This is a genomic window from Nocardia sp. NPDC046763 (genome assembly GCF_040645495.1).
GTDB lineage: Bacteria > Actinomycetota > Actinomycetes > Mycobacteriales > Mycobacteriaceae > Nocardia.
On sequence record NZ_JBEYYI010000012.1, the window covers coordinates 177,193 to 188,859 of the forward strand.

Consider the following 11,667-nt stretch of genomic DNA (forward strand, 5'->3'; position numbering starts at 1 on the left):
CGGGACGATGTCGGCGGCGGCCTCGGTGACGATGTCGGCGGCGGCCTCCGGGACGATGTCCGCGGCGGCCTCGGTCGCGCCGGTGCTCTCGGCGGAATCCTTGCCGCGGCGGGTGCGCTTGCGTCCCCGTCGGGCGCCGTCTCCGGCATCCTCGGCGACGACGTCGGCAACCTCGGCGGGGCCGTCGGTGTCGACTTCGGTCTCGACCGTGGTCGCGACGATGGCGTCGGCCGGGGTGTTGCCGCCCTTGCCGCGACGGCGACGGCGACGACGGCGGCCGGTCTTCTCCGGATCACCGGCGGCCGAATCGGCCTCGGCGGCAGGGGCTTCGGTGGTCACCACGGCCGCCTCGCCCTCGACGGGCCGGCCGCCGCGGGTACGACGGCGGTTGCGGTCGCGGGTGCCTCGGCGTTCGCGCTCCACCACGACGGCGTCCTCGTCGCGCTCGGGCTTGCGCTTGCGGACGACGCCGGTGACGCCCTCCGGGATGCCGAGCTCCGCGTAGAGGTGGGGGGAGCGGGAGTAGGTCTCCGCCGGTTCCGGGATGCCGAGGTCGAGGGCCTTGTCGATGAGGGCCCAGCGGTTCAGCTCGTCCCAGTCGACCAGGGTGACCGCGACGCCGGTGCGGCCCGCGCGGCCGGTGCGGCCGATGCGGTGCACGTAGGTCTTCTCGTCCTCCGGGCACTGGTAGTTGACGACGTGGGTGACGTCGTCGATGTCGATGCCGCGGGCGGCCACATCGGTGGCGACCAGCACGTCGATCTTGCCCTCGCGGAACCTCTTGAGCGCCTTCTCGCGCGCGATCTGCCCCAGATCGCCGTGCACCGCGCCGACGGCGAAGCCGCGCTCCGCCAGATCGTCGGCGACCTTCTGTGCGGTCCGCTTGGTGCGTGCGAAAATCATTGTCGCGCCACGGGTTTCGGCCTGCAGAATGCGGGCGACCAGCTCGCTCTTGTCCAGCGCGTGGGCCCGGTAGACCAGCTGCGTGATCCGGTCGTGCACCGCGGAATCGTGTGGCTCCTCGGCGCGGATGTGGGTGGGCCGGTTCAGGAAGGCGCGGGCCAGGGTGATGATCGGGCCGGGCATGGTGGCCGAGAACAGCATGGTCTGCCGCTGCTCGGGGACCATGTTCAGGATCCGCTCGATATCGGGCAGGAAGCCCAGGTCCAGCATTTCGTCGGCCTCGTCGAGGACCAGCACCTGCACCTTGCCCAGGATCAGATGCTGCTGCTCGGCCAGATCCAGCAGGCGGCCCGGGGTGCCGACGACGACGTCGACGCCGGCGCGCAGCGCCTCGATCTGCGACTCGTACGGGCGGCCGCCGTAGATGGAGGTGACCCGGACGGCCTTGCCGTTGCCGTCCTTCAGATACTTGCTCGCGTTCTCCAGGTCCTCGGTGACCTGGATGCACAGCTCGCGGGTCGGCACGATGATGAGGGCGCGCGGGGTGCCGTCGAGTTCCTTGGTGCCGGAGTCGCCGGTGGCGATGCGGTGCAGCAGCGGCACACCGAAGCCGAAGGTCTTACCCATACCGGTGCGGGCCTGGCCGATGAGATCCTCACCGGCCAGCGCTAGCGGCAGGGTGAGTTCCTGAATGGCGAAAGTTCGTTCGATGCCGATGTCGGCGAGGGCCCGGACGATTTCCGGGTGCACGCCCAATTCGGCGAAAGAGGGAGCGAGGTGGGTGTCGTCGAGTTCCGCGGTCAGCAGCGTGTCCGCCACACCCGGTTCCTGCTCTACGGTGATCTTGCTCAGGTTCTTGCCTTTCCTCGTTTATCGCGTCTCGCGCGCACGAGGCGTGGGGCGGACCCGGTCGGTCCGCGACGACCACTTGATCCGTTCTCGCCGCTGCGGGATGCCTCTCCGGTGGATGGGCGTCGACCTGGCGCGGCGGTGCAGTGCTGCGGATCGGAGTGCGCGCACATTTTCCATGGACTACGGGTATGAATTCCGCGTCCGCGGAGATTGTAGCGTGATACGGCCTTCACCCTGATTTCCGCCACCGCTAATGTGTGGCGCTATTGCGCTGGTTGGCGTGCTTATCGGTAGTGAGAGGCGGCCTGATCCGGGGTTTCGCATTGCCGTTAATGATTGTGGCGCACCATAATTCGTCCGGGGACAATCGTGTCGGCCACCGCCTGGGCAGTTGAGTTGCTCACATAGGTGATACACCGTGTACCACTATCTGCGAAGGTGGTGGCGTGAGCTTGGTAGACACCGTGAGCACCGCCGCCCGCAACATGTGGTCGCTGACCTTCGGCGACGGCATCGAGGCCCCCGAACCCACCCCGTCGACGGTGCTGTCCGACGCGCCGCACCGCGAACTGCGCCGCTACGACGGCGCGGGCCCCGACGATCCGGCCGTGCTGCTGGTCCCGCCGCTGGCCGCCCCCGCCTTCTGCTTCGACCTGCGCCCCGATCAGAGCCTGGCCCGGTTCCTGCTGGAATCCGGCCGCGCGCCCTACCTGGTCGACTACGGCGACATCACCTTCGAGGACCGGCGCATGGGCTTCGAGACCTGGATCGACGACATCCTGCCCGAGGCCATCCGCGAGGTGTCCGCCGATCGCGGCGGACGTCCGGTGGATCTGGTGGGCTGGTCCATCGGCGGCGTCCTGGCCCTGCTGACCGCCGCGGCCGATCAGGCGCTGCCCATCCGGTCCATCACGGCCGTCGGCGCGCCGCTGAGCTACGACCACATGATCGGTGCGCGCGAACTGCGCACCCTGGCACGCATCGACGGCGGCCGCACCGCGACCGCGGCCATTCGCGTCGCCGGTGGGGTCTCGGCGCAGCTGACCCGGATCGCCTATCGCGCCACCGCCTGGGATCGGGAACTCAAGCGGCCGTTCTTCATTGCGAGCAATCTCGCGGACACCGCGACCCTGGCCCGGATGGAGACCATCGATCGGTTCCAGAATTCGCTGCCCGGCTATCCGGGGCGTTTCTACAACCAGTTGTGGGGCCGTTTCATCCTCAACAACGACATCGGCAAGGGCGTGGTGCACCTGGGCGAGCGGCGGATCGCGCTGGCCGACATCACCCAGCCGGTGCTGCTCGTCGGCGGACCGAGCGACGTGATCACGGCGGCCGCCGCCGTGGAGCACGGGACGACGACGCTGACCGGCTCGCCGGAGGTGCGGTACGAGACCGCACCCGGCTCTCATCTCGGCATTCTCATCGCCCGTGACACCACGTGGACGTATCTGGACAAGTTCCTGCGCGACCAGCCCTGACGGGCCGCTGCCTCGGACGGATGGGCCGACGGTAGCCCCGAATCGCCGGTTCGATCATGAATTGCGTTGTGTTGCAAGGCATTACGAGCATGTCGGGGGTGCGCCCCGGGTGTCGTCGCCGATGGGTGAATGCGCGTCGTTTTCGGCCGCTAGGGTGGGGTCCCATGGGAGCAAACTCGTCCACTGCGCTCGGCGCTACCTCGGAGTCTTCCGACGGCCGTATTTCTTCGTCTTCCGACGGCCGCATCTCCGCCGAACATCCTGGAGCCACCGACCTCTTCGCGGTCCTCGCCTACGGTGAGATCTCCGCCTTCTACCGACTGGCCGAAGAGGCCAAGCTGTCGCCCACGCTGCGCGGCCGGGTGGCCGTCGCCAAGATGGCCGGCAACGAGATGGAACACTTCAAGACCCTGGAGCGGGCGCTGGCCGACCGCGGCGTCGACATCTTCGACGCCATGGCCCCGTTCGTGCGCGCCCTGGACGCCTATCACGCCTCCACCGACCCCTCCACCTGGCTGGAGTCGATGGTCAAGTTCTACGTCGGCGACGGCATCGCCGCCGACTTCTACACCGAGATCGCCGGCGCCCTGGCTCCCGAGGTCGCCGACGTGGTGCGCGATGTGCTGGCCGAGACCAGCCACTCCGAGTTCGTCATCGAGGAGGTGCGCACCGCGGTCGCCCAGAACCGGTCCGAGCGGGACCGGCTGGCGCTGTGGGGCCGCCGCCTGCTGGGCGAGGCCATCACCCAGGCGCAGTACGTGATGGCGCAGCGCGACGGGCTCACCGACCTGGTGCTCACCGCCACGGGCGATCTGAACGGCATCGCAACGCTGTTCGAGCACATGCAGAACAGTCACGCCGAGCGCATGCGCGTACTCGGCCTGAGCTGACGCTCCCGTTTCTCCCCGCCGTCTGCGCTGTTCCCTGGCAGTGCCGTGGGTGCTGTTCGCTGACAGCGCAGGCGGTCGCGGCCGGACGCTGTCCCGGCTGCGCTAGCGTGATCAGGACAGCACAGGACTCTAGGTTCGGAGGTTGGCCGTGGAGGTCAAGATCGGCATTTCGGATAGCCCGCGTGAGCTCGTCATCATCAGCTCGCAGACCCCCGCCGAAGTCGAGGCGGCCGTCACCGGCGCGCTCCAGGGTGAGGGTGGCGTCGTCACGCTGACCGACGAGAAGGGCCGCAAGTTCCTGATCCAGGCCTCGAAGGTCGCCTATGTCGAGATCGGCACCCCCTCTTCGGGTCGCGTCGGCTTCGCGGCCGTCTAGCCGAACTCTCGGGGACTTCCTGAAACCCCTAGTGACGTAAAAGAATTGCCCCGCCGAGCAGCTCGGCGGGGCAATTCTTTTGTTGTCGTCGGGGATTCAGGGGATTGCTCCCGAATCCTTTGAGAGATGAGAGAACTTTTCTCTCAATCCATCGGGTGCAGGGGCACGTGCTTCAGGCCGCCCCAGCACAATGCGACGGTGGTGTCGACCGCGTCGTCCTTGCTGATCGGCCGGTCCGCCTCGAGCCAGTAGCGCGCGCTCAGCTGGCTGGCGCCGACCAGGCCGACGGCGAGCACACGGGCGCGGTAGGGCTCCAGGCCGGAGTCGTGGGCGACCAGGTCGAAGACCGCGTCCACGCACGCCTCGGTGGCCTGCTCGACGCGGCGCTGCACCTGCGGCTCATTGGTCAGATCGGATTCGAAAACCAGTCGGAAGCCCTGGGTTTCGTGATCGACGAAGTCGAAGTAGGCCTGCACGGCGGCGCGCACGCGCTGCTTGTTGTCGGTGGTGGAGCGCAGCGCCTGGCGCACGCTCGACACCAGGGCGTCGACGTAGTTCTGCAGGACGGCCAGATACAGTTCGAGCTTGCTCGAGAAGTGCTGGTAGAGCACCGGTTTGCTGACGCCGGCGCACTGCGAGATCTCATCCATGCCCGAGGCGTGATAGCCGCGTAGCACGAAGACCTCGCTGGCGGCCGCGAGTAGCTGCGCCCGGCGCGCCTCGCGGGGCAGGCGGGTGCCGCGCTTGCTTGCCGCCATGGCCTCAGATGACGTGCGGTGCGACGTCATCCGGTCCACGAGGTCAGTCATTGCCTTTTCTCCCAGTTGATTCCCGGTGGGAAGGATGTCACCGGTATCCCACGAACGATACTCGCTCATGGGGCCCGTGCCGATCCAGGTTCCGAATTTTGGTGTGCTGGTTGTTGCCGATCAGCACCGGTGATGGTCGAGTGGGACTCGCATCGATTATGCGAGGCCGATCACAACTGTGTAGCACATGTTCCGATTTGTGAGCTCTGCCGCATTAGCGTGAGATATCTCGCAGCAATAGCACCGCCCGGCCACGGCCCTTCCGTGCGTGGGGGCGGGCTGTGAGAGTCTGTCAGTCGTGACCGACCATGGGGGCAGCAGTTCCGGCGGGCCTGATTCGCGCCGCCCCGTGGGGGCCGGTGTGCCGAAGGCCGCCGGAAACAAGCGCCGAAGAAGACCCAGCGGGCCCATCTACGATCCGCTCGGTTTGTACACCGGCTCCAGCGCATCGCAGACCGGCCCCTCGATATCTTCCGGGCTCATCACACGGCCCGATCCCGTACCCGATCCGAGTCAGCCCGCCGGTGATCGCCTGCCGCTGCCGCACCAGCCGCTGCGCGCCCGCTGGGATCCCACCGCCCCGCCCGCCGACGCCCGCAACCGGCAGCGCCCCGACCGCGAGACCAAGAAGCAGAGTCCGCTGGGCCGCTTCGTGAGCACCTACGGCTGGCGTGCCTACGCCCTGCCCGTACTGCTCGTCATCACCGTCCTGGTCGCGGTGGACGCCCTGCGCCACACCGGCGACGCCAGCACCGGACTCCCCGGCTTCGGCCGCCTCAGCGAGCACACCGACAAGCCCAGCGGCATCATCGGCGGCGCACCCAAGGGCGACGGCAGGTACGCCGCCGATCTGCCCACCGGCGCAGTCCCGCCCGGCGGGCCCTACACCGACACCGGTACCGGCAACTGGCACCTGGTGCCCGGCAATACCGCGCAGGTCGGCACCGGTTCCCAGCACGTGTTCACCTACACCGTGGAGATCGAGGACGGCGTGGACACCGCCAGCCTCGGCGGTGATCCGGCCATCGGCCAGATGGTCGACGCCACCCTCGCGAATCCCAAGTCCTGGACCCATGATCCGCGTTTCGGCTTCCGGCGCGTGGACACCGGCACTCCGGATTTCCGCATCTCGCTGACCTCCCGCGACACCACCCGCAAGTCCTGCGGTTTCGAGATCCCGGTCGACTCCTCCTGCTACAACGCAGATCTGGGCCGCGTGGTGCTCTCGGAGGTGCGCTGGGTGCGCGGGGCGCTGGCCTTCGAGGGCGATGTCGGCTCCTACCGGCAGTACCAGATCAATCATGAAGTGGGACATGCCATCGGCTACCACGAGCACCAGCCGTGCGAGGTCGACGGCGGGCTGGCGCCGGTCATGATGCAGCAGACCTTCGGGACCAGGAACAACGACATCGCGAAGCTCGATCCCGCAGGTGTGGTGCCGATGGACGGCAAGACCTGCCGCTTCAACCCGTGGCCCTACCCGCGGGCCTGAGCGCCCTCCACCGCGGCGGCGGGCACGGATTCCGTTGCGGCCGAAGGCTGGTGCCTGGCGACGCCCAGGCCCGCCAGGGCGCCCAGGGCCGCCGCGGCGGCCGCGGTGAGCAGTGCCGCGCGGAAGCCGTGCTGGACGGCCGTCGTCGAGGTGTAGCCGCCGGCGACGGTGAAAACCGCTGAGGTGACCGCGATTCCGAAGCTGCCGCCGAGCTGGCGCAGGGCGTTGTAGATCCCCGACGCGGTGCCGATGGACTCCGGTCCGACCGAGCTGATCGCCGCGTTCTGCACGGCGGGCATGGCGGCCGAGATGCCGATACCGGTCAGCAGCATCGGCCCGATCAGCGCCGGATATCCGGCCCCGGCCCCGGCGGCCAGGGCTATCCAGAGCAGGCCGATCCCCGCGAGCAGCAGTCCGGCCACGATCAACCGGCGTTCGCCGATCCGGCTCATGCGCGCGCCCGCCAGCGGGGCGACCACGAAAAGCGTTGCGGTCCAGGGCAGCAGGCGCAGCCCGGAGCCGAGCGGGCTGTTGTGCAGCCCGGCCTGCAGGTACTGGGCGAAGAAGAACGCGGTGCCGAAGAGCGCGGCGGTCATCAGGAGCCCCGCCAGGTTGGGGGCGCCGAAGCCGGGGCGGGTGAACAGCCGCATGGGCACCATGGGCTGTGGGGTGCGCAGCTCCCAGCCGACGAAGGCCGCCAGCAGGGCACCGCCGCCGAGCAGTGCGCCCAGGATCTCGGCGCTGGTCCAGCCGACCGCATTGCCGCGAACCAGTCCGAGCACCAGCCCGAGTACGCCGAGCCCGGACAGCAGGACGCCGACGGTGTCGACCTGTGCGGCGGGCCCGGTGCTTTCCGCGACCCAGCGGCGGACGGCCGGAATCAGCGCCGCGCCGATGGGCACATTGAGCCAGAAGATCCACTGCCAGGTCAGGCCCTGCACCACGGCCCCGCCGACGACGGGTCCGCCCAGGATGGCCAGCCCGGTGATCCCGGCGAAGATGCCCATGGCCCGTCCGCGCTGGGCGGGCGGGAAGGCCACCCCGAGCAGGGCGAAGGCGGCCGGCATGATCATGGCCGCGCCGACGCCCTGCACCGTGCGGGCGGCGATCAGCGCGCTGATGCCGGTGGCCAGTGCGCAGGCGGCCGAGGAGAGGGTGAACAGCGTGAGCCCCGCGATGAGCAGGCGGCGGCGGCCGATGCGGTCGCCGATCACCGCGGCGGTCAGCAGGAACACCGCGAGTGCGAGCGTGTACGAGTTGAAGGTCCAGCCGAGCGCCTCGAGGGACGCGCCGAGCTGGACCCGGATGGTGTTGAGCGCGGTGGTGACGACGAGTGCGTCGAGCCCCACCATGAGTGACGCCACCGAGGTGAGGGCGAGCGTCCAGCGCTGGTGAGTGGTCATGGGGGAGTGACCTTTCGGGTCGGTTCGAATGTCACCGGTACGTACTCACCGGCTCGCGAAAACTCATCGGCCGCTGGTCGGCGGCCGATGGCTCGACGGCTCGGCGACGCCGTGCTAGCAATGTGGGATGACCGCCACCGTCGACGACGTGGTCGCCGTCGCCGATTCGCACCGCTCCGAACTGCTCGCCTACTGCTACCGGATGACCGGCTCGCTGCACGATGCCGAGGATCTGGTGCAGGAGATCCTGGTGCGCGCCTGGCGGTCGGCGGATTCCTATGACCCGCAACGGGCTTCGCTGCGCACCTGGCTGTACCGGATCGCCACCAATGTCTGCCTCACCGCGTTGAAGAGCGCGCAGCGGCGGGCGCTGCCGGTCGATCTGGCGCAGCCGAATCCGATGGTGGGGGCGGAGCGTCTCGATCCTTCGCCCGAACTGCCCTGGCTGGAGCCGTTCCCGGACGCGCTGCTCGGGGATGGCGATCCGGCCGCGGTGGTGGCGGCCCGGGAGAGCGTGCGGCTGGCGTTCGTGGCCGCGCTGCAACACCTTCCGCCATTGCAGCGCGCGGTGCTGATCCTGCGGGACGTGCTGGCGCTGCGGGCGGCCGAGGTGGCCGGGCTGCTCGACACCAGCACCGCCGCAGTCAACAGCGCCCTGCAGCGGGCGCATGCGCAGCTGTCCGGCGTCCAGGCCGGTCCCGCCGAGCTCGGCGACGACGAGCAGCGCGAGCTGCTGAAGCGCTATGTGCAGGCGTTCGAGGCCATGGACATCGACGCCCTCAAGCGCATCCTGCGCGACGACGCCATGCTCCAGATGCCGCCGTTCCTGGCTTGGTTCCAGGGCCGCGACGCCGTCACCGCCTTTCTGGGCCGGGTCTTCGCCCGCGGCGAGGCCTTCCGCCTGCTACCCACTCGCGCCAACAACCGCCCTGCCCTGGCCGCCTATGTCGAGCGCGGCGGCGTGTTCGAGGCCGCCAACCTCCACGTCCTCACCCTCGATCGCGACGGCATCGCCCGCCTGGACCTGTTCCACTCCCCGGACCTCTTCCGCCTGTTCGACCTCCCCGCCCGGCTGTGACGTGACATCCGTAGGCTTGGGAAGAACGCCCCGCCCCGCGGTGTTGCAGCAAGGGCCGCGAGTTTCCGGCGAATTCGATTGAGGAGTCCGAAGACGTGTCATCGCATCCCTCCCTGCCGCCCCTGGTGGAGCCGGCGGCGGAGCTGACCCGGGACGAGGTCGCCCGCTACAGCCGCCACCTGATCATCCCGGACCTCGGGGTGGACGGTCAGAAACGCTTGAAGAACGCCAAGGTGCTGGTGATCGGCGCGGGCGGGCTGGGCTCCCCGGCGCTGCTGTACCTGGCTGCCGCCGGTGTCGGCACGCTCGGCATCGTGGAGTTCGACGAGGTCGATGCCTCCAACCTGCAGCGTCAGATCATCCACGGCGAGTCCGATATCGGCCGTTCCAAGGCGGACAGCGCCCGCGATTCGATTCTGGAGATCAACTCCGGAATCACCGTGGAGCTGCACAAGATTCGCCTCGAACCCGACAATGCGGTCGAGCTGTTCAGCCGCTACGACCTGATCGTCGACGGCACCGACAACTTCGCCACCCGCTACCTCGTCAACGACGCCGCGGTCCTGGCCGGCAAGCCCTACGTGTGGGGCTCGATCTACCGGTTCGAGGGCCAGGTCTCGGTGTTCTGGGAGGACGCCCCCGACGCGCCGGATGGCGAAAAGAGGGGCATCAACTACCGCGACCTCTATCCGGAGGCTCCGCCGCCGGGCATGGTCCCGTCCTGCGCCGAGGGCGGCGTGCTGGGCGTGCTGTGCGCCTCCATCGGCTCGATCATGGTGACCGAGGCGATCAAACTGATCACCGGTATCGGCGACCCGCTGCTGGGCCGGCTCATGGTGTACGACGCACTGGACATGAGCTACCGCACCATCAAGCTGCGCCGCGATCCGGAGCGTCAGCCCATTATCGAGCTCATCGACTACGACGCGTTCTGCGGCGTGGTGTCCGAGGAGGGCCAGGCCGCGGCCATCGGCTCCACCATCACCGCCCGTGAGCTCAAGGAGATGCTCGACGCCGGCAAGGATGTCGCCATCGTCGACGTGCGCGAGCCCGTCGAGTGGGACATCGTCCGCATCGAGGGCGCGACCCTGATCCCCAAGGACCGCATCCTCTCCGGCGAGGCCCTGGCCGAGCTGCCCCAGAACACCCCGATCGTCCTGCATTGCAAGACCGGAATCCGCTCCGCCGAGGCGCTCGCGGCGCTCAAGAACGCCGGATTCTCGGACGCCACCCACCTTCAGGGCGGAATCATCGCCTGGGCCAACCAGGTCGACCCGTCGCTGCCGGTCTACTGACCGAAAGCGTCGATTCATCGGGACGCGGCAACTGATTTCGGAAGGATCCGGGTAACTCCCCGGGTACGTCCGAAATCGGTGACGCGCCCGACCGCCGCTCGCCGACGACACTCCGACGGCTCTCTGTCTGACCTTGAGTCGCGGGGAGGCGGTACAGCGGTACCGTACGCGCGTGACCATGACTGCTGTGGAACCTCCCGAGCACGTCCGCTCGACCTTCGGGTTGCGCGAGGAAGTGCCGGTTCCACTGGGGAACTGGGACGGTGGCTGGCGTTGTGGCGATGTGGTCCTGAGCCCGGTCACTGATCATGCGCGAGCGGCGTGGTCGGCGAAAGTACGCGAGACCTTGCGGGTGGACGGGCTGCGCCTGGCACGGCCGGTGCGGGCCACCGATGGACGATATGTCGTATCCGGTTGGCGCGCCGACATCTTCCTCGAAGGGGCGCCGGAGCCGCGGCACGACGAAGTGGTGTCGCTGTCATTGCGCCTGCACCAGGTGACCGCGCGTCTGGAGCGTCCGCGTTTCCTGGCCGCGCAGCCGGTCGCGCCGTGGGTGGATGTGGATGTCTTCGCGGCCGCGGATCGCGCTGCGTGGGAAGCGGTTCCGCTGCGCAGTCTCAAGCTGGGCGGCATGCTGCCGACCACCTCCCCGGACGGCGACCGCAGTCAGATCCTGATCACCCAGCTGTCAACCCTGCGCAAGCCGGTGACCACTCCGGCGCAGCTGGTGCACGGCGATCTGTTCGGAACCGTCCTGTTCTCGGGCTCTTTCGCGCCCGGCCTCACGGACATCACCCCGTACTGGCGGCCGGCCCCCTGGGCGGCGGCGGTCATCGTGGTCGATGCCCTGTCCTGGGGCGGGGCCGACGACGGCCTGCTGGAACGCTGGGGCGATCTGCCCGAATGGCCGCAGATGCTGGTGCGCGCGGTCATGTTCCGTCTCGCCGTGCATGCCCTGCACCCGCGGTCCACCCCCGAGGCATTCCCGGGCCTGGCCCGCACCGCCGACATGATCCGCCTGCTGCTCTAGGGGCCTGGACAGACGGAAAGGCCGCGCCGGGCGACGAATCCGGCGCGGCCTTTCTGTT

At 68.9% G+C, this 11,667-nt stretch carries 9 protein-coding genes and 1 pseudogene; 7 read left to right on the forward strand and 3 right to left on the reverse strand.

The annotated features are described in order from the left end of the window. Window positions 1–456: 456 nt before the first annotated feature. A pseudogene (locus ABZ909_RS21185) lies at window positions 457–1,722 on the reverse strand (DEAD/DEAH box helicase); the annotation flags it as partial. A 479-nt stretch (window positions 1,723–2,201) separates the two neighbouring features. Here ABZ909_RS21185 and ABZ909_RS21190 point away from each other — a divergent pair. The 3 genes from ABZ909_RS21190 (at window position 2,202) to ABZ909_RS21200 (ending at window position 4,502) form a co-directional block, all read left to right on the forward strand. Continuing rightward, window positions 2,202–3,236 (forward strand): alpha/beta fold hydrolase, encoded by a 1,035-nt coding sequence (locus tag ABZ909_RS21190; protein WP_357002144.1) that lies wholly within the window; start codon window positions 2,202–2,204, stop codon window positions 3,234–3,236. Window positions 3,237–3,400: 164 nt separating this feature from the next. Then, complete coding sequence (locus tag ABZ909_RS21195) at window positions 3,401–4,126, forward strand: ferritin-like fold-containing protein (RefSeq protein ID WP_357002147.1); 726 nt, start codon at window positions 3,401–3,403, stop codon at window positions 4,124–4,126. A gap of 148 nt (window positions 4,127–4,274) precedes the next feature. After that, window positions 4,275–4,502 carry a DUF3107 domain-containing protein gene (locus ABZ909_RS21200; protein WP_357002150.1) on the forward strand — a complete coding sequence of 76 codons (228 nt, stop codon included), beginning with the start codon at window positions 4,275–4,277 and terminating at the stop codon, window positions 4,500–4,502. 143 nt (window positions 4,503–4,645) lie between these two features. Here ABZ909_RS21200 and ABZ909_RS21205 read toward each other — a convergent pair whose 3' ends face one another. Continuing rightward, a complete protein-coding gene (locus tag ABZ909_RS21205; RefSeq protein ID WP_357002153.1) occupies window positions 4,646–5,311 on the reverse strand; it encodes a TetR/AcrR family transcriptional regulator in 666 nt (221 codons plus the stop codon). A 532-nt stretch (window positions 5,312–5,843) separates the two neighbouring features. Here ABZ909_RS21205 and ABZ909_RS21210 point away from each other — a divergent pair. Then, window positions 5,844–6,803 carry a DUF3152 domain-containing protein gene (locus ABZ909_RS21210; RefSeq protein WP_357002314.1) on the forward strand — a complete coding sequence of 320 codons (960 nt, stop codon included), beginning with the start codon at window positions 5,844–5,846 and terminating at the stop codon, window positions 6,801–6,803. On the opposite strand, the gene ABZ909_RS21215 is transcribed toward ABZ909_RS21210, so the two are convergent. After that, window positions 6,788–8,206 (reverse strand): DHA2 family efflux MFS transporter permease subunit, encoded by a 1,419-nt coding sequence (locus ABZ909_RS21215; RefSeq protein WP_357002156.1) that lies wholly within the window; start codon window positions 8,204–8,206, stop codon window positions 6,788–6,790. The two genes, ABZ909_RS21210 and ABZ909_RS21215, sit on opposite strands and share 16 nt — an antisense overlap. 127 nt (window positions 8,207–8,333) lie before the next feature. Here ABZ909_RS21215 and ABZ909_RS21220 point away from each other — a divergent pair, with 127 nt between their 5' ends. The 3 genes from ABZ909_RS21220 to ABZ909_RS21230 all read left to right on the forward strand — a co-directional run bounded on the left by ABZ909_RS21220 (window position 8,334) and on the right by ABZ909_RS21230 (window position 11,609). Next, window positions 8,334–9,284 carry a sigma-70 family RNA polymerase sigma factor gene (locus ABZ909_RS21220; RefSeq protein WP_357002158.1) on the forward strand — a complete coding sequence of 317 codons (951 nt, stop codon included), beginning with the start codon at window positions 8,334–8,336 and terminating at the stop codon, window positions 9,282–9,284. Window positions 9,285–9,379: 95 nt separating this feature from the next. Then, window positions 9,380–10,579, forward strand: coding sequence for an adenylyltransferase/sulfurtransferase MoeZ (gene moeZ / locus ABZ909_RS21225; protein ID WP_357002160.1), 1,200 nt, complete (start codon window positions 9,380–9,382; stop codon window positions 10,577–10,579). Between the two features lie 178 nt (window positions 10,580–10,757). After that, a complete protein-coding gene (locus tag ABZ909_RS21230; protein ID WP_357002316.1) occupies window positions 10,758–11,609 on the forward strand; it encodes a TIGR02569 family protein in 852 nt (283 codons plus the stop codon). Window positions 11,610–11,667: the final 58 nt, after the last annotated feature.